At 70.9% G+C, this 18,044-nt stretch carries 12 protein-coding genes; 5 read left to right on the top strand and 7 right to left on the bottom strand.

Annotation, left to right across the window (positions count from 1 at the left end; all coding sequences use genetic code 11):
• Positions 1–134: 134 nt before the first annotated feature.
• Entirely contained in the window at positions 135–1,895 is a 1,761-nt protein-coding gene (locus ABEA82_RS20885) for a SpoIIE family protein phosphatase (RefSeq protein WP_345663093.1), read from the top strand.
• Positions 1,896–1,947: 52 nt separating this feature from the next.
• Positions 1,948–2,979 (top strand): non-homologous end-joining DNA ligase, encoded by a 1,032-nt coding sequence (gene ligD, locus ABEA82_RS20880; protein ID WP_003994331.1) that lies wholly within the window; start codon positions 1,948–1,950, stop codon positions 2,977–2,979.
• Here the strand turns inward: ligD and ABEA82_RS20875 are convergent.
• The gene (locus tag ABEA82_RS20875) at positions 2,966–5,107 is read right to left on the bottom strand and encodes an OmpL47-type beta-barrel domain-containing protein (RefSeq protein ID WP_345663467.1); all 2,142 of its coding nucleotides are present in this window, start codon (positions 5,105–5,107) and stop codon (positions 2,966–2,968) included. The genes ligD and ABEA82_RS20875 overlap by 14 nt on opposite strands.
• A gap of 47 nt (positions 5,108–5,154) precedes the next feature.
• Positions 5,155–7,635, bottom strand: a complete 2,481-nt coding sequence (locus tag ABEA82_RS20870; protein WP_345663092.1) for a ThuA domain-containing protein — start codon at positions 7,633–7,635, stop codon at positions 5,155–5,157.
• Between the two features lie 189 nt (positions 7,636–7,824).
• On the opposite strand from ABEA82_RS20870, the gene ABEA82_RS20865 reads away from it, so the two are divergent.
• Positions 7,825–8,802, top strand: coding sequence for a multicopper oxidase domain-containing protein (locus ABEA82_RS20865; RefSeq protein ID WP_345663091.1), 978 nt, complete (start codon positions 7,825–7,827; stop codon positions 8,800–8,802).
• 104 nt (positions 8,803–8,906) lie between these two features.
• Positions 8,907–9,956: a LacI family DNA-binding transcriptional regulator gene (locus ABEA82_RS20860; RefSeq protein ID WP_345663090.1), complete on the top strand. Its 1,050-nt coding sequence runs from the start codon at positions 8,907–8,909 to the stop codon at positions 9,954–9,956.
• A 4-nt stretch (positions 9,957–9,960) separates the two neighbouring features.
• On the opposite strand, the gene ABEA82_RS20855 is transcribed toward ABEA82_RS20860, so the two are convergent.
• The gene (locus ABEA82_RS20855) at positions 9,961–10,746 is read right to left on the bottom strand and encodes a VOC family protein (RefSeq protein WP_345663089.1); all 786 of its coding nucleotides are present in this window, start codon (positions 10,744–10,746) and stop codon (positions 9,961–9,963) included.
• A gap of 219 nt (positions 10,747–10,965) precedes the next feature.
• Here ABEA82_RS20855 and ABEA82_RS20850 point away from each other — a divergent pair, with 219 nt between their 5' ends.
• Complete coding sequence (locus ABEA82_RS20850) at positions 10,966–11,211, top strand: WhiB family transcriptional regulator (RefSeq protein WP_052310490.1); 246 nt, start codon at positions 10,966–10,968, stop codon at positions 11,209–11,211.
• Between the two features lie 81 nt (positions 11,212–11,292).
• Here the strand turns inward: ABEA82_RS20850 and ABEA82_RS20845 are convergent, their stop codons facing one another.
• The 4 genes from ABEA82_RS20845 to ABEA82_RS20830 all read right to left on the bottom strand — a co-directional run bounded on the left by ABEA82_RS20845 (position 11,293) and on the right by ABEA82_RS20830 (position 17,720).
• Entirely contained in the window at positions 11,293–12,270 is a 978-nt protein-coding gene (locus ABEA82_RS20845; RefSeq protein ID WP_345663087.1) for an acyl-ACP desaturase, read from the bottom strand.
• Positions 12,271–12,460: 190 nt separating this feature from the next.
• Positions 12,461–13,237 (bottom strand): dimethylargininase, encoded by a 777-nt coding sequence (ddaH, locus tag ABEA82_RS20840; RefSeq protein ID WP_345663085.1) that lies wholly within the window; start codon positions 13,235–13,237, stop codon positions 12,461–12,463.
• 489 nt (positions 13,238–13,726) lie between these two features.
• Positions 13,727–16,030: an ATP-binding cassette domain-containing protein gene (locus ABEA82_RS20835; protein WP_345663084.1), complete on the bottom strand. Its 2,304-nt coding sequence runs from the start codon at positions 16,028–16,030 to the stop codon at positions 13,727–13,729.
• Between the two features lie 10 nt (positions 16,031–16,040).
• Positions 16,041–17,720, bottom strand: coding sequence for an ABC-F family ATP-binding cassette domain-containing protein (locus ABEA82_RS20830; RefSeq protein WP_345663083.1), 1,680 nt, complete (start codon positions 17,718–17,720; stop codon positions 16,041–16,043).
• Positions 17,721–18,044: the final 324 nt, after the last annotated feature.

Here is an 18,044-nt window from a genome sequence, read left to right as displayed (position 1 = left end):
GCGCGGACCGCCTGTTGAACACTCCGGTGAAAGCCCAGGTCAGGGCGGGATGGCCCGAGGATGCGGATGCCGGGCCCCGCCCACACACTGGAACGTGGCGTGCTCTGATCAGGGGGCGGATGAGGAGGATCCGCGTGAGCTACGACCAGTCTCCGCTGAAGACGCTTTTCGCCGGCGCCGAGGACGCGCTGCTGTCGATGCTGGCCGACGCGCCTGCCGAGGCCGTCGCACAGGCCCGCGAGTACAAGATCCTCCGCGACGTCCTGGACGGCACCGCCGCCGCCGTGGCCATCATGGACGAACGGCTGCGCTTCCGGTACGTCAACGACGCCATGGCCCGCATGAGCGGCGTGGCGCCCGACGCGTTCCTCGGCCGGACCATGGGCGAGGTCCTGCCGGACATCCAGCGCTCGGAGGACATCCTGCGCATGATCCTCGGCGACGGCACCCCCCGGGCGCTGTCCGTCACCGGCACCACACGCGCCCCGTCACCCTTCCGGCAGCGGCAGTGGAGCGCGGTCTACCACCGGCTGGAGTACGGCGACCGGGTGCTCGGCCTGTGCGGCATCGCGGTGGAGGTCAGCGGACTGCGCCAGTACATGGACGACCTGGAGCGGGCCCACCAGCGCCTGGCCCTCCTGGACACCGCCGCCACCCGGGTCGGCACCTCGCTCCGCGTCGAGCAGACCTGTGCGGAACTGGCCGACTTCGTGGTGCCGAGCCTGGCGGACCGGGCGTCCGTCTGGACCGTGGACCCGGAGGAGGTCGACGACCTGCCGCCACCGGCCCCCGGCGTCCTCCGGCTGCGGGGCGTCGCCTCGGCGGGCGGTCCGGACGTCGTCGGCCGTATCGGCCTCATCACGGACGCCGGCTACTACTTCGACGCCCCCCGTGACTCCCCGACCCGGAGCTGCCTGGACACGGGGCGCCCATGGGTCGGGAACCTCGCTTCGGACGACGTCATGCTGAAGATGGTGCGCACACAGCTCAACGTGGAGGTGTTCCGCGACGTAGGGATCCACTCCGTCGTCGTGGTGCCCCTGCCGACGAGGGACCACCCGGTCGGCGTGCTGTACCTGTGCCGGGCAGGCGACTCGGCGCCCTTCACCGACGAGGACGTGGTCGTGGCCCAGGAACTCGCCGCCCGGGCCGCCGTCTCCATCGACAACGCCCGCCGCTACACACTCGAACACACCATGGCGCTGGAACTGCAACGCGCCCTGATGTCCGAGCCCGGCACCCCGCACCCGGACGTCGAGACGGCCTCCCGCTACCTGCCCGCGGGGCAGCGTGCCCTGGTCGGCGGGGACTGGTTCGACTCGATGGCCCTGTCCTGCGGCCGCACCCTCCAGGTGATGGGCGACGTCATGGGCCACGGCTTCACCGCAGCCGTCGCCATGAGCCAGTACCGCTCCCTCATGCGCACCCTCGCCGCCTCCGGCGCCCCCGTCGAACGGATCCTCCAGGAGGCCGACCGCCGCCTGGCGAGCATCGGCATCGACCGGGTGGCCACCTGCCTGCTCGCCCTCGTCGATCCCCTCGCGGGCACCTGCACGTTCGCCGGAGCCGGGCACCCGCCGCCCGTGCTGCTGCACCCCGACGCCCCGGCCGAACTCGTGCACGTCCCCACCGGGCCGCCCCTGGGCACCGACCTCGGCGGATACGAGGCCGCGACCCTGCCCCTGGAGCCCGGAACCGTGCTGCTCATGTACACCGACGGCCTGATCGAGGACCGCCGCAGGGACATCGACTCCTCGCTGCGCCGCCTCACACATCTGCGCCTCGACATCGACGGCCCGCTGGAGAGCATCGTCGACGCCCTCGTCGCCCGCCTCGTGCACGGCACCACCGAGGACGACGTCACCCTGCTCGCGGCCCGCCTGCGCTCGCCATGACGCCGGAACGCTCCGCATGCGAGGCCCGCGTGCTGCGCTTACCGTGGCTCGCATGGGTGACGCGGTGGAACTGGAGGCCGGCGGGCGGACCGTGCGGCTGTCCAGCCCGGACAAGCTGTTCTTCCCCGAGCGCGGCTTCACCAAGCTGGACCTGGCCCGCTACTACATCGCGGTCGGCCCCGGCATCCTGCGCGCCCTGCGCGACCGGCCGACCACCCTGGAGCGCTACCCCGAGGGCGTGAACGGCGAGAACTTCTTCCAGAAGCGGGCGCCGAAGAACATGCCCGACTGGATCCCGACCGCGCACATCACCTTCCCCAGTGGCCGCAGCGCCGACGAGATGTGCCCGACCGAGGTCGGAGCGGTGGTGTGGGCCGCCCAGTTCGGCACCCTCACCTTCCACCCGTGGCCGGTGCGCCGCGGGGACGTCGACCGCCCGGACGAACTCCGTATCGACCTCGACCCGCAGCCCGGCACCGACTACGAGGACGCCGTGCGCGCCGCTCACGAACTGCGGGCGGTACTCGACGAGTTCGGCGGACTGCGCGGATTCCCCAAGACCTCGGGCGGCCGGGGCCTGCACGTCTTCGTGCCCATCGAACCGCGCTGGACCTTCACCCAGGTCCGGCGCGCCGCCATCGCCGTCGGCCGGGAGATGGAGCGGCGGATGCCGGAGCAGGTCACCATCAAGTGGTGGAAGGAGGAGCGCGGCAAGCGGATCTTCGTGGACTACAACCAGACGGCACGCGACCGCACGATCGCCTCCGCCTACTCGGTGCGGCCCCGCCCGCACGCCCCGGTCTCCGCGCCCCTGCGCTGGGACGAGGTCGGAGTGGCGCACCCCCAGGACTTCGACCTCGCGACCATGCCCGCGCGCTTCGCCGAACTCGGCGACGTACACGCGGACATGGACGACCACCGCTACTCCCTGGAGTCCCTGCTCGACCTCGCCCGCCGCGACGAACACGACCACGGACTCGGAGACCTGCCGTACCCGCCCGAGTATCCGAAGATGCCGGGAGAACCGAGGCGGGTACAGCCGAGCAGGGCCAGGAAGGCGCCCGAGGGGCCTACAACTCCTTGACGCGGATGTCCCGGTAGGACACCACGTCCGTCGTGCCGTGCACCTGGAGCCCGATGTAGCCGGAGGCGAACCGCCGCCCGTCCGTGCCCGGGTCGTCCGAGCGGGGCGGGTTGAACTCCTGGCCCCCGGTGTTGTCGAACTCGTTGATCAGCACGCCGTTGCGGTACACCGAGTAGTGCTGGCCGACCACGCGGATCTCGTAGTCGTTCCAGGTGCCCTTCTGCGTCACGCCGGCACCGGCGAGACCCACCCGGTCGAACCCGTAGACCGACCCGGTCTTGTACATGTCGCCGTCGGGCCGGTCGAGCACCTGCACCTCGTGCCCGTACTTGATGGCGACCCACTCCGGCCGTGACTCCTCGGGGTGGTCGTGGACCCAGGGGAAGCGCACGAACACACCGGAGTTGGCGTTGCCCGTGCCCGGGGCGTCGTCGCGCCACTGGAGCTTCAGCGAGAAGTCGCCGTACTTGCGCTGCGGGAACCACAGCATGCCCATGCCGGGCGTCGTGGTGCTGGAGGTGATCGTCCCGTCGGGGTTCAGACCGAACGAACCGCCGCCCACCTGCTGCCACTTGGCCAGGGAGTCGGCCGTGCCGTCGAAGATCGCCCGGTAGCCCTCGGTCTGCCCCGGCTTGCCGATGCCGGACTGCCGGGCCGCCTTGCGGATGGCGTTGTACTCCCGCTGGTCGATCGCCCCGTCCTTCAGCAGCCCGTCCAGCACGGACGTCACGTGCTTGAGGAACAGCGCGTGGGACGTCCACTCCTTCTCGTCCTCGATCAGCTCGCCGATCCGGCAGCGGTTGTCGGTGACCCGGTTGCGCACTCCCGAGTCGACCGTGCCGACGATCACCGTCAGCCGCTCGTCGTACTCGGGGCAGTCCGGCGCCGGCACCTGCCCGGAGACGACCGTGAAGGTCACGGTGCGTGCCGCCGAGGTGTTGCCCGCCTTGTCGGTCGCCCGGTACGCCACGGTGTGCGCGCCCGCCCGGTCGACCACCACCGGGGCCGTGTACGCGAGGTACGGCCCGCCGTCCAGCGAGTACTCGGTCCTCTCCACGCCCGAGCCGTGCTCGTCGGTCGCCGTGACGGTCACCCGGGCGCTGTTGACGTACGCGCCGGCGGAGTTCCTGGTCCCGTCCACGCTCACGCCCGTCACCGGCGGGGTGGTGTCCTGCGGGGGCGCCGCGACGACCTTGAACTGCACGCTCTTCTCGGCCGCCACGTTGCCCGCCTTGTCGGTGGCGCGGTAGCGGACCGTGTGCGTCCCCGCCTCGTGCACCATCACGGGCGCGGTGTACGGCTGCCAGGAGCCGGAGCCGATCGCGTACTCGACGGTGTTGACGCCGGAGCCCGTGTCGGAGGCGGAGACGGTGACCGTCGCCATGGCGATGTACGCCCCGTCGGGGTCGCGCTCACCGGACACGGTCGCCGAGGTCTCCGGCGCGGTGGTGTCGTCCGACTGCGGTGCCACGACCGTGAAAGCGGCGCTCTTCTCGGCGGAGACGTTCCCCGCCTTGTCGAACGCGCGGTAGCGGACCTTGTGGTCGCCGACCTGGTCGACGACGACCGGAGCGGTGTACGGCTGCCAGGCACCCGTGTCGCCGATCGCGTACTCGATCCTGTCGACGCCCGAGCCGCCCTCGTCGGTGGCGTGCAGCGCCACGCTCGCCGAACCGACGTACTGGCCCTGCGTGTTCTGCGTACCGCTGACGTGCGCCGACGCCTCGGGCGCCGTGGTGTCCTCGCCCGTGCCCTCGGTCACCACGAGGATGCCATGCATCTGGCCGTGGCCGGGGATCGTGCAGTGGTAGAAGTACCGGCCGGGGGTGAGCGTGACCTGGGCGGTGTACTTGCCGCCCTGGGCGTCGTTCGGGTTGGCCATGATGTTGAGCTGCACGTCGTCGTTGAACTCGGGATCGCTGGTCACGAACGTCAGCGTGTGCGGCATGCCCGTGGTGTTGCCGGTGGCCACACTGTTCTCGAAGACGATCGTGGCCTTGCCGGCGACCGCCGTCTTCGGCGCCGAGAGGTACTTGTCGATGTCGTTGCCGGCCGTCCAGGTGAGCACCTGCTCGGCGGCCGCCGCCTTCGGCTGTCCGGCCGCGGGCATCGCCTGCACGCCGAGCATCACGAGCAGGGCGGCCAGTACGGCGGCCCAGATCCTTGCGTGCCGGGTCACTCGGTCCCCCTCGCCAGCTGACCGGCGGCCGGGGTCGGCCCGCCGCCCTTGTAGGTGACCCGCCACAGCGCCGACTTGGAGTCCGAGGTGAAGAAGCCGCGGCCGTAGTCGAGGACGTACAGCGCGCCGTCCGGCCCGAACTTCCAGTCCATGAGGTTCTTGATGCCGTCGTTGCCGATGGGCACGATCTTCTTCAGCGACTCCGAGTGCACCGGCAGACCTCCGTCCCCTTGCGTCTTCGGGTCCATGAGCACGGCGTTGCGCGGCTGCTCGGCGTCGTAGAAGTCACCGACGAACCACTTGCCGTCCCAGTACGCCGGCCACTTCACGGCACTGTCGGCCGCGGCCGTGCCGTACCGGTAGACCGGCCCGTTCATCGCGGCCTGGCCGCCGCCCTTCAGCCAGGGCAGCCGGTAGGTCGCCTCCTCCGGCTTGTACGACGGGACACCGTTCGCGTCCCGCGGGTAGTCCGGCGCACCGCCCTGCGGCGAGTACCAGATGTTGTTGCCGGTGACCGGCGGCAGGTCGACCAGACCGTCGTTGTTCGGCGACTCGTTCTTCGGGTGGTCGCAGTCGTACCAGCCCAGCGGCTTGGACGGGTCGGGCAGATTGCGGTCCCGGTAGGGCTGCTTGTCGCCCATGCAGTACGGCCAGCCCCGGTTGCCCGCCTTGGTGATGGCGGCGAACGTGTCGTACTTGGCCGGACCCCAGGTCGTCGAGGGCGCGCTCGCGTCCGGACCGACCCAGCCGGCGTACAGCACGTCGGTCGACTTGTCGACGAAGATGCGTGCCGGGTTCCGTACGCCCATCACGTAGATCTCGCCGCGCGTCTTGCCGCCGCCCTCGTCGGTCTCCTTCCCGGTGAAGAGGTTGCCCTCAGGGAGCGTGTAGGTCCCGTCCGGCTCCGGGTGGATGCGCAGGATCTTGCCGTTGAGGTTGTTGGTGTTGCCGGCGGTGCGGCGCGCGTCGGCGAAGGACACGCCCTTGTAGTTGGGCTGCGGGTTGTTGCCCGAGTAACCGCCGCTGAACCCGCTGGAGTTGTTGTCGCCGGTGGCGATGTACAGATTGCCCTTGGAGTCCCAGGCCAGCCCGCCGCCCGAGTGGCAGCAACTGTGGATCTGCACCGGCCACTTCAGCAGCACCTTCTCGCTGGACAGGTCCAGCTTGTTCGTGGCCCGGTCGAGCGTGAAGCGGGAGACGCGCCGCTCGGCCATCCGCGTGTCGCGGTTGATCTGCGCGTGGGGCGTGTAGTGCAGATAGACCCAGCCGTTCTGCTCGAACTTCGGGTCCAGCTCGATGCCGAGCAGCCCCTCCTCGACCTTGACCAGCTCGTCGCCGCCGCCCTTGTTGCCGAAGACGGTGAGCGCGCCCGCCAGCGTCACCTGCTTGGTCTTCGGGTCGTAGACGTGGATCTCGCCCTTGCCCTTGCCGATGTCGGGGTCGTTCCAGTCGGTGACGACGGGCTGCGAGGAGTCGGCACCGCCCCGGCCGATGTAGAACACCCGGCCGTCGGGCGCGGTGACCAGTCCGTGCGGCTCGCCGATCTGGTCGTTCTGCCCCGGCTGGTTGGGCTTGGTCAGCCGCTCCGCCGTGTAGTTGGCGTTGATGGTCGCCTTGCAGTCGGCCTGCTCCAGCCGGGTCGTCCACATCAGCGCACCGCGCAGATGGTCCCGGAAGTCGGTCTCGTCGTACGACGACACCGTGCCGCCCATACCGGTGTAGAAGGACCGGCCGCCGTCGTAGTCCCGGCACCAGCTGACCGGGTGGTCCCAGCCGTTGGAGCCCGCCCCCGGCTGGTAGGTCGACTCCCTGACCCGGGCCACGGTATGGACGTCACCCGAGGGGTTCTTCACCCAGTTCAGCCACTTGTCCGGGCGTTTCCACTGCACCGGCAGGTCCTTGGTCGCCGGATGGCGGCGGTCGCCGACCTCCACGGTCGCCCGCTGCACGGCCGCAGGACCCGCCGCGGCGGGACGGGCGCCCACCAGCCCGGTGAACCAGTCCGAGTACGGCTCCGCGCGCGCCGCGTCATGGATGCCGACGAAGCCGCCGCCGGCCTCCATGTACGCCTCGAGACCGGCCTCCTGCTCCGCGTCGAGGACGTCGCCCCCGCCGGTCAGGAACACGACCGCGTTGAAGCGGCCGAGCCGCGTCTCGTCGGTGAACACCGAGGCGTCGTCGGTGGCCTGCACCTTGAAGCGGCGGTTCTCCGGGCCCGACAGCCCGATCTTCTCGATGGCCTCGATCCCGGCGTTCACGACCGGCGACTCCTCCCCGGCCGCCGCGGAACCGTGGAAGATCAGCACCCGTACGTTCGCGCCACCCGGCGGCGACTTGATCGACATCGTTGTCAGCGGGGGTTCCGGATCCGGCCGCGCGTTCGCGGCGGGCCCCGACAGCAGTCCGGCGGTCACGACTCCGGCGGTCACGGAGACCGCCCAGACGCGTCTTCCCTTGCTCAACCCTCGTAAGTGCATGGGCACCTCCTCGGTCACAGCAACACCGCCAAGGAAGCTAAACCCCTTTGCGCGGCTCGCCAATACCTATGACCGGGATGACCCCAACTTTGTCTTGAGTGTGGATAAACGACAGCGTGGCCGGTACCGTCGCACAGGTTCATCACAGGTACGCCTCCGTAAAAGCCTTATCAGGGTGGGGAGTTCCGCATGGACAGACGCAGCTTCAACCGGCGCGTGCTGCTGGGCGGCGCGGCCGTCGCGACATCGTTGTCCGTGGCACCGGAGGCCATCAGCGCCGACGGACCGGCGAAGACGGCACCCGCCGGAGGCGAGGTGAAGCGCATCAAGCTCTACGCCGAGAAGCTCCCCGACGGGCAGATGGGGTACGGCCTGGAGAAGGGCAAGGCGAGCATCCCCGGCCCGCTGATCGAGCTCAACGAAGGCGACACGCTGCACATCGAGTTCGAGAACACCATGGACGTGGCGGTGAGCCTGCACGTCCACGGCCTGGACTACGAGATCACCAGCGACGGCACGAAACTGAACCGCAGTCACGTCGAGCCGGGCGGCACCCGCACCTACACCTGGCGCACCCACGCCCCGGGCCGCCGCAAGGACGGCACCTGGCGGGCGGGCAGCGCGGGCTACTGGCACTACCACGACCACGTCGTCGGCACGGAACACGGCACGCAGGGGCTCCAGAAGGGCCTGTACGGCCCGGTGATCGTCCGCCGCAAGGGCGACGTCCTGCCCGACCGCACGCACACCGTCGTCTTCAACGACATGCGCATCAACAACCGGCCGCCGCACTCCGGGCCGGACTTCGAGGCCACGGTGGGCGACCGGGTCGAGTTCGTCGTGATCACGCACGGCGAGTTCTACCACACGTTCCACATGCACGGTCACCGCTGGGCGGACAACCGCACCGGCATGCTGACCGGCCCCGACGACCCCAGTCAGGTCATCGACAACAAGATCACGGGCCCGGCCGACTCGTTCGGCTTCCAGGTGATCGCGGGGGAGGGGGTCGGGGCGGGCGCCTGGATGTACCACTGCCACGTGCAGAGCCACTCCGACATGGGGATGGTCGGGCTGTTCCTGGTGAAGAAGCCGGACGGGACGATCCCCGGGTACGACCCGCACGAGCACGGGGAGCAGCCGCCGGCGGGAGGCCACGAGCACTGACGGGCGCCTGGGGCAGGGTGCCACCAGAGGCGCACGAGAGCGCTCTCACCACGCGGGGCACCCGGGGCTATCCTGATCCGCATCCGCAGGTGAGGAGCCCCGAAGTGACCGACACAGCGCCGCGTCCCACCCTGGAGGCCGTGGCCGCCCGGGCCGGTGTCTCGCGGGCCACCGTGTCACGCGTGGTCAACGGCGGGGACGGGGTCAGGGACGTCCTCGTCGAGCGGGTCCGCAAGGCGGTCGAGGAGCTCGGGTACGTGCCCAACCAGGCCGCCCGCAGCCTGGTGACCCGGCGGCACGACGCGGTCGCGGTCGTCGTCGCCGAACCCGAGACCCGGGTGTTCGCCGACCCGTTCTTCGCGCTCCAGCTGCGGGGCATCAGCAAGGAGCTCACCGCCCACGACAACCAGCTCGTCCTGCTGCTCACGGAGGGCCGGGACGATCACGCCCGGGTCGGCCGGTACCTCGCGGGCGGGCATGTCGACGGGGCCCTGGTCTTCTCGCTGCACCTCCACGACCCGCTGCCGGAGCTGGTCCAGCGGGCCGGTGTCCCCACGGTCTTCGGCGGACGGCCGGGCTGGAGCGGTGACCGGCGCGCGGTGGTGTACGTCGACAGCGACAACCGAGGCGGCGCGCGCGACGCCGTCCGCCACCTCGCCGGCCTCGGCCGCACCCGTATCGCGCACATCACCGGCGCACTCGACCAGACCTCCGCGGTGGACCGGCTCGACGGCTACCGGGACGTCATGGTGGACGCCGACCCGCGCCTGATCGCCGAGGCCGACTTCACGCCCGCCGGGGGCGAGCGGGCCATGCGGGAACTCCTCGGCCGCTGCCCGGACCTGGACGCGGTGTTCGCGGCCAACGACCTCACGGCCTCCGGCGCACTGCGCGTCCTGCGCGAGTCGGGCCGCCGGGTGCCCGACGACGTGGCCGTGATCGGCTTCGACGACATGCTGCCCCTGGCGGAACAGGCCGACCCGCCCCTCACGACGGTCCGTCAGGACATCGAGGAGATGGGCCGCCTCATGGCCCGCCTGCTGCTCCGCAGCCTCGACCGCGGGACCCCGCACGCGGACGACGCCCAGGGCGTCGGCGGCACACCCTCCAGCGTGGTCCTGCCCACGACGCTGGTACGTCGGTCGTCGGCGTAGTGCCTCAGTCCGCTCGCGGCTCGCTGCGGATCACCGCGAAGCGTGCCCCGTGGGGGTCGGCGAGCTTGGCCAGGCGGCCGGCGCCCGGCAGGTCGGTGGCGGGCATACGGATCGCGCCGCCCAGCTCCCGGGTCCTGGCGACGATGGCGTCCGGGTCGGTGACCTCGAAGTACGGCAGCCAGTACGCCTCCTCCTCGCCCGGGTCGTCGGCCAGTGGTACGACACCGCCGAACATGGCGTCCTCGCTCTCTCCGGCGGGGACGAAGGTGGTGTAGGTGCCGCCGGGGAAGTCGAGTGGGAAGGTCTCCAGGCCGAGTACGGAGTGGTAGAAGGCGGCAGCCGCGGGGACGTCCGCCGTGTACAGCTCCAGCCAGCACAGCGAGCCGTGCTCCTGGACGACCTCCAGGCCCTTGTTGCGGCCGGGCTGCCACAGGCCGAAGCGCACCCCCGCCCGGTCGGCGAGGATCGCCATGCGGCCCAGGTCCCGCACGTCCATGGGCTGCATCAGCACCGAGCCGCGCGCCTGCTCGGCCGCTTTCGCCGTGGCGTCCACGTCCGAGGTCTGGAAGTAGGCGGTCCAGGAGGGCGGGCCCTGCTCCGGCGTAGTCTGCATGCCGCCGGCCGCGGTCCTGCCGCCGAGCTGGAAGAGACCGTATCCCCCGACCTCGGGGCCGCCCGGCTGGAACCGCCAGCCGAACAGCTCCCCGTAGAAGGCGGCGGCGCCGTCGATGTCGGGGGTGCCGAGATCGATCCAGTTCGGAGCGCCGGTGACATAACGGGTGGTGAGCATCGTGGCCCTCCTCGTAGAGAGTCCCGTCGTCTCTCTGCCGAGTCTCGCACCGCCCACTGACAGCCGCCGCCGGAGCGCCGGCGGCGGGTTTCCCGTGATCCCGCGCGCCGCCGTGCGTCGCCTTGCCCGGCAGGCCACCATCGAGACGGCCGGGGCCGGTGGACGCGCGTTGATCCCGCGTTGATCGAACGTTTTTCGCTGACCGCGACGCTGCTGGCCATGCACATCGACACGATCACCTCGCCCGAACTCGCCTGGCAGCAGGAAGCGTTGTGCGCGCAGACCGGGGCGGACTTCTTCTTCCCCGAGCCGGGCAGTTCGGTACGGGAGGCGAAGCGGATCTGCGGAATGTGCCCGATCCAGGCGGCCTGCCTCGACTACGCGCTGAGCAACGACGAGCGCTTCGGTGTCTGGGGCGGCCTGTCGGAGAAGGAACGTCTGGAGCTGCGCCGGACCTCGCGCTGACCACCCGGAACGCCGTGAGGCCCCGGCCGCTCGTGGCGGTCGGAGCCTCACGGTCGCCGGGCCGTGGGGGCCGGTACGCGGTCAGGCGCCGGCCCGGGCCGCCATCCGGGCCTTGCGGGCGGCCAGCTTCTCGTCGAACTTCGACGCCTCGGAGTCCAGGCCCCCCAGGTACAGGCCGAGCTCCTCCTGCGCCTTGCGGCCCTCCGCGCCCAGGCCGTCGATCTCCATGATCTTCAGGAAGCGCAGCACGGGCTGGAGCACGTCGTCGTGGTGGATGCGCAGGTTGTAGACCTCGCCGATCGCCATCTGCGCGGCGGCCCGCTCGAAACCGGGGATGCCGTGACCGGGCATCCGGAAGTTCACGACCACGTCCCGGACCGCCTGCATGGTCAGGTCGGGGGCGAGCTGGAACGCCGCCTTCAGCAGGTTCCGGTAGAAGACCATGTGCAGGTTCTCGTCGGTCGCGATCCGGGCCAGCATGCGGTCGCAGACCGGGTCGCCGGACTGGTGGCCGGTGTTGCGGTGCGAGATGCGCGTGGCCAGCTCCTGGAACGCGACGTAGGCGATCGAGTGCAGCATCGAGTGGCGGTTGTCCGACTCGAAGCCCTCGCTCATGTGCGACATGCGGAACTGTTCCAGCTTGTCCGGGTCGACGGCGCGCGAGGTGAGCAGGTAGTCCCGCATCACGATGCCGTGCCGGCCCTCCTCCGCCGTCCAGCGGTGCACCCAGGTGCCCCAGGCGCCGTCACGGCCGAACAGCGAGGCGATCTCGTGGTGGTAGCTGGGCAGGTTGTCCTCGGTCAGCAGGTTGACGACGAGCGCGATGCGGCCGATCTCCGTGACCTTGGACTGCTCCTTCTCCCAGGCCTCGCCGTCCTCGAAGAGGCCGGGGAAGTTGCGTCCGTCGCTCCACGGCACATACTCGTGAGGCATCCAGTCCTTGGCGACCTGCAGATGCCGGTTGAGTTCCTTCTCGACCACTTCCTCCAGTGCGTACAGCAGCTGGGCGTCGGTCCAGGCGCCGGCGGGGCTGCCGAGGTGGGGAGTGGTGATCGTCATGGACTCTCCAGGGGACATACGTACGAGCGGTAAGCGGAAACCTACGGCATCGTAGGCTACGTTGCCGTAGGTTACGAGTCCGTAGGTTAAGGGCGCTGTAAAGGCCGCTGATCAGCGGGGGTCGCCGGTACGGCGGCGCGACTCCCGGACACGCAGGTCGAGGGCCGACCGGGGCGCTATGTCCACCCGGTCAGGCGTACAGCTCCCGCAGCCGCACCGAGAGGCACGTCACACATCCCTCAAGCTTCTCGAACTCGCTGATGTCCACGACGACCGGTTCGTACCCGAGGTCCTTGAACAGCTCGGCGGTCTTCGGAGCGCTGGCCGCCATCAGCAGCTTGTCACCGCCGAGCAGCACCACGTGAGACCCGGCCTCCTCCGGCACCGGCAGGAAGCGCGCGAACAGCGACGGCACGTCCATCTTGGGGATGTGCCCGATGACCGTCCCGTCCGGCAGGGCGGTGACCGCCGACTTCAGGTGCAGCACCTTGCTCACCGGCACGGAGACGACCCGCGCGCCCAGCGGCTCGAACGCGGCCCGCAGCTGCCGTACGCCGGCGGCGTTGGTGCGGCCACCGCGCCCCACGTACACCGTGTCGCCGATCTTCAGCACGTCGCCGCCCTCCAGCGTGCCCGGCTCCCAGATCCAGTTCACGGAACAGCCCAGCCCGGCCACGGCCTCCTCGACCCCGGCGGTCTCCGCGCGCCGCGAGCCGGCGCCCGGGCGCGAGATCAGCGCGACGTTCTTGTACATCACGACCGTGTCCTCGACGAACACGGAGTCCGGGCAGTCGTCGGCCGGGTCCACCTCGATGGTCTCCCAGCCGTGCGTGCGCAGTGCCTCCACGTACGCCTCCCACTGCTCGACCGCGAGGTCGGCGTCGACCTTCTCGCGCTCGATGTGTGTCACCAGCCCCTCGGCGAGGCGCGGGCTGGGGCGGCGGACGAGGGCCTTCTTGCTGGGCACGAGCGTGACTCCGTATCGGATGGGACGTGTCTGGACCGCACCGACGAAACCTCCGGGGTCGACCGGAACCCATCGGGCGTCAGCCGCCCATCATGCAGGGCGATCCCAGGAGAGGACACCCCCGGGCCCCGAGACGGCCGCCCACCGCCCCCACTCCGGCCCGGCCCTCCTCGCCTCCGGCGTGGCTTCGGTTTCGTCTCGGCCCGGGCAGGGCTCCAGCCGGGTCCCGCCCGCCTCGGCCCGGGAGTCGCGCGTAAGGGGCCGTGTCGGGGGGTGTCCGCCCGCAGCGGGCGGCGCGTATGACGCCAGTCAGCCGGTAGGCGACTTGGTCGCGCCGTTCCGAGGACGGACACCCCCGACACGGCCCCGACCCACCCCCCGGCCGCGCCTGACGTCGTCCGACCCGAGCGCGCCCATGCCGCGGCCGGTCGGCCGCTCTGGCCGGGCGGGACCGGGGCCACCGCACACACCTGGACGGGCGACGGCCCGTCACGCCGGCGCGACGGCCCCGGGAGGAGCTACCGCCGAGCCCAGCGCCCGCCTCAGGTGCTCCCCGGTGAACGATCCCGCCGCTTCCAGGAGTCCGCGCGGCGTCCCCTCGAAGACGATCTCGCCGCCGTTCCGGCCGCCGTCCGGGCCGAGGTCGATCACCCAGTCCGCCCGGGCGACCACGTCCAGGTTGTGCTCCACGACGACGACCGTGTTGCCCGTGTCGACCAGCCGGTCCAGCAGGGAGACCAGCCCGTCCACATCCGCCATGTGCAGTCCGGTCGTCGGTTCGTCGAGGACGTAGACCACGCCCGTCCGGTGCAGCCGCGTGGCCAGCTTGATGCGCTGCCGCTCACCGCCGGAGAGTGTGGAGAGGGGCTGCCCGAGGGTCAGATACGTCAGTCCGACGTCCCGCAGCGCGCGCAGCCGGCGCCGTACGCCCGTGTCGTCGAAGAAGCCGAGGGCCTGCTCGGCCGTCATCTCCAGGACGTCGGCGATGGACCGGCCGCCCACGGTCAGCCGCAGCACCTCCTCCTTGAAGCGCCGCCCCTCGCAGTCGTGGCAGGTCGTCGTCACCGGGTCCATGAAGGCGAGGTCGGTGTAGATGATCCCCCGGCCCTCGCAGGTGCCGCAGGCACCGCCGGAGTTGAAGCTGAACAGGCCCGCCGCGGCTCCCGTCCCGCGGGCGAAGATCCGCCGCACCGCGTCCATGATCCCCAGGTACGTCGCCGGGGTGGACCGGGCCGAGATCCCGATCGACGACTGGTCGACCACCACGGCGCCCGGGTGCGCGGCGGCGAACTCCCCGACCAGCGTGCTCTTCCCGGACCCCGCCACCCCGGTGACGGCCGTGAGCACCCCGGCCGGGAACCGTACGGTCACGTTCCGCAGGTTGTACCGGCCCGCACCCTTGACCCACAGTTCGCCGGTGGCCCGCCGCACCTCGTCCTTGACCGCCGTACGGCGGCGCAGGCACCGCCCGGTGAGCGTGCCCGACGCGGCCAGCTCGCCCGGCGTCCCCTCGAACACCACCGTGCCGCCCTCGGCTCCGGCCCCAGGTCCCATGTCGACGACATGGTCGGCCAGCGCGATGACGTCCGGGTCGTGCTCGACCACCAGCACCGTGTTGCCCTTGTCGCGCAGCCGCAGCAGCAGGTCACCGAGCCGGCCCACGTCCCGCGGGTGCAGACCGACACTCGGCTCGTCGAAGATGTACGTCATCCCGCTGAGGCTGGAGCCGAGGTGCCGCACGGTCTTCAGCCGCTGCCCCTCCCCGCCGCTGAGCGTGGCGGTCTCCCGGTCGAGGCTGAGGTAGCCGAGCCCGATCGCCTCGATGCGCTCCAGCGCGGCCACCGCGGCCCCCGCGACGGGCCCGGCCACCGGGTCGTCGATCTCCTTCAGCACGGCGATGAGGTCGGTGATCTGCATCCGCGCGCAGTCGGCGATCGACCGGCCGTCGATCCGGGTCGCGAGCGCCGCCGCGCTCAGCCGGGCTCCCCGGCAGGCCGGGCAGACGTCCTCCACCAGGAACTCCCGGACCAGGTCGCGGGTCTTCTGGCTCATGGCCGACAGGTCCCGCTTCAGATACAGCCGCTCGAAACGGTCGGCCAGCCCCTCGTAGTCGGTGGACCAGGTGCCGCCGCTGCCGTTGACGGTGACCTTGCTGCCGGGCCGCCCACGCATCAGGAACTCCCGTTCGGCGGCGGTGAACCGCCCCACCGGCTTGTCCGGATCGAGCTCGGCGCTGTTGGTGTACGCCTGCCCCTGCCAGGTCCCGGCCGCGAACGGCGGGAAGCGGACCGCCCCGCCGGCGAGGGAGCGGTCCGGGTCCAGGATGCGGTCCCAGTCGGGCCGCACCGCCCGGCCGAGACCGTCGCACTCGGGGCACATGCCCGCCGGGTCGTTGAACGAGTAGGCCGTCGCCGACCCGGCGCTCGGGGTGCCGTGCCGGGAGAACAGCACCCGGATCACCGAGTAGACGTCCGTCATGGTGCCGACGGTGGACCGGGAGTGGCCGCCGACCGGCCGCTGGTCGACGACGATCGCGGGGGAGAGGTCCTCCAGTCGGTCCGCGTGCGGCCGTTCGTACTTGGGCAGCCGGTTGCGGACGAACCACGGGAACGTCTCGTTCAGCTGGCGCTGCGACTCCACCGCGATCGTGTCGAAGACGACGGACGACTTCCCCGACCCCGAAACGCCGGTGAACACGGTCAGCCGGCCTTTCGGGATGCGCAGGGTGACGTCCTTCAGGTTGTTCTCGCGGGCTCCGGTCAGGGTGATGACATCGTGCGTGAAGTCGGTCATGCCACTGAAGCTAGGAGGGAAACCCGACAGCCTCTGGCGTGATTTCCCTGAGTTCTCCCTCCTCCAGCAGCAGCCAGCGCGTGATGCCGACGGACTCCAGGAACGGCAGGTCGTGACTGGCCACGATCAGCGCTCCCTCGTACGACTCCAGGGCCGTGGTCAGCTGCCGCACGCTCGCCATGTCGAGGTTGTTGGTCGGCTCGTCCAGCATGAGCAGCTGCGGCGCGGGCTCCGCCAGCATCAGCGCGGCCAGCGCCGCCCGGAAGCGTTCCCCACCGGACAGCGTCGCCGCCTTCTGGTCGGCCCGGGCGCCCCGGAACAGGAAGCGGGCCAGCCGCGCCCGCACCCGGTTGTTGGTGGCGCCCGGAGCGAACCGGGCCACGTTCTCGGCGACGGTCCGCTCCCCGTCCAGCACGTCGAGCCGCTGCGGCAGGAACCGCAGCGGGACGTGCGCCGTCACCTCGCCCGACTCCGCTTCGAGCTCCCCGGTGATCGTGCGCAGCAGCGTCGTCTTGCCCGCGCCGTTGCGCCCGATCAGCGCGACCCGCTCGGGGCCGCGCAACTCGAAGCCGCCCTTCACCCGGGTGCCGTAGCGGAGCCGGAGATCCTGGAGGGTGAGGACGGTACGCCCCGGCGGCACGGCCGTGTAGGGCAGGTCGACCCGGATCTCGTCGTCGTCCCGTACCGCCTCCACCGCCTCGTCGAGCCGCTCCTTGGCCTCGGCGAGCTTCTCCTCGTGCATGATGCGGTGCTTGCCCGCGGACTCCTGTGCCGCACGTTTGCGCGCGCCCATGACGATCTTCGGCTCGCGCTTCTGGTCCCACATCTTCTGCCCGTAACGCTTGCGGCGGGCCAGTTTGACCTGGGCGTCGGTCAGTTCGCGTTTCTGTTTGCGGAAGTCGGACTCGGCGACGCGCACCATGCGCTCGGCCGCCTCCTGCTCGATCGCGAGGGCCTCCTCGTAGGTGGAGTAGTTGCCGCCGTACCAGGTGATCTCGCCCACCCGTCGCCCACCACCACCCTCAACCGAGGCGCTGCGCGCCGCAGGATTCACTCCGCGCAGGTCGGCGATCTGGTCGACGAGTTCCAGCAGCTCCCGGTCGTGGCTGACGACGACCATGACACCCGGCCAGGACTGCACGGCCGTGTACAGCCGCCTGCGCGCGTACAGGTCGAGGTTGTTGGTCGGCTCGTCCAGCAGCAGCACGTCGGGGCGGCGCAGCAGCAGCGCGGCCAGCCGCAGCAGGACCGACTCGCCGCCCGACACCTCGCCGATGGTGCGGTCCAGCTGGACGTGCCCGAGGCCGAGTTCGCCGAGGGTCGCCAGGGCGCGCTCCTCCACGTCCCAGTCGTCGCCGACGGTCTCGAAGTGCGCCTCGGACACGTCCCCGGCCTCGATGGCGTGCAGCGCGGCCCGCCGGCCGGCGATGCCGAGTGCCTCGTCGACGCGCAGGGTGGTGTCGAGCGTGACGTTCTGCGGGAGGTAGCCGACCTCGCCGGCCACGCGGACGGTGCCGTCGGCCGGTGCGAGCTCACCGGCGATCAGCTTCAACAGGGTCGATTTCCCCGACCCGTTGACACCGACCAGACCGGTCCGGCCCGGGCCGAAGGCGACGTCGAGGCCCTCGAAGACGGGGGAGCCGTCGGGCCAGGTGAAGGAGAGGGACGTGACGGTGATGGAAGCAGGCATGCGGGCCTCTTTCGCGGTTGCTCGATGCGGCCAGGGGCAAACGCGTATCGAGACACCTGCGACCAGGGAGGAGAGGCTCCAGGGGCACGTCACGGGCACTTCGTGTGCAGGAGAGAAGCCCTGTACCGGAGGACGGCTCGGACGCCGAGGTCGCACGCGGCGCACACCCACCTGATGTGGGCGACGCGGTGTCTCAGGACCTCAGACGAGCAACGTCCTTCTCCAATCGACGGCAACAGGACGCTGTAGACCGTATGAGGGGGCCCGGAGCGTGTCAACGCAATTAATGAGCCAGAGCCCCCGGCGTGGCCGACCTGCCCTGAG

This window comes from Streptomyces venetus, from assembly GCF_039540295.1.
GTDB classification, from domain to species: Bacteria; Actinomycetota; Actinomycetes; order Streptomycetales; family Streptomycetaceae; genus Streptomyces; species Streptomyces venetus.
This window is presented reverse-complemented; position numbering and strand designations above follow the sequence as displayed.

What these genes read in the sequence shown, in the direction of transcription:
- ligD (WP_003994331.1), top strand. Translation starts at nt 1,948, where the DNA reads ATGGGTGACGCGGTGGAACTGGAGGCCGGCGGGCGGACCGTGCGGCTG.
- ABEA82_RS20875 (WP_345663467.1), bottom strand. Translation starts at nt 5,107, where the DNA reads ATGCTCGGCGTGCAGGCGATGCCCGCGGCCGGACAGCCGAAGGCGGCG.
- ABEA82_RS20870 (WP_345663092.1), bottom strand. Translation starts at nt 7,635, where the DNA reads ATGCACTTACGAGGGTTGAGCAAGGGAAGACGCGTCTGGGCGGTCTCC.
- ABEA82_RS20865 (WP_345663091.1), top strand. Translation starts at nt 7,825, where the DNA reads ATGGACAGACGCAGCTTCAACCGGCGCGTGCTGCTGGGCGGCGCGGCC.
- ABEA82_RS20855 (WP_345663089.1), bottom strand. Translation starts at nt 10,746, where the DNA reads ATGCTCACCACCCGTTATGTCACCGGCGCTCCGAACTGGATCGATCTC.
- ABEA82_RS20850 (WP_052310490.1), top strand. Translation starts at nt 10,966, where the DNA reads ATGCACATCGACACGATCACCTCGCCCGAACTCGCCTGGCAGCAGGAA.
- ABEA82_RS20845 (WP_345663087.1), bottom strand. Translation starts at nt 12,270, where the DNA reads ATGACGATCACCACTCCCCACCTCGGCAGCCCCGCCGGCGCCTGGACC.
- ABEA82_RS20835 (WP_345663084.1), bottom strand. Translation starts at nt 16,030, where the DNA reads ATGACCGACTTCACGCACGATGTCATCACCCTGACCGGAGCCCGCGAG.
- ABEA82_RS20830 (WP_345663083.1), bottom strand. Translation starts at nt 17,720, where the DNA reads ATGCCTGCTTCCATCACCGTCACGTCCCTCTCCTTCACCTGGCCCGAC.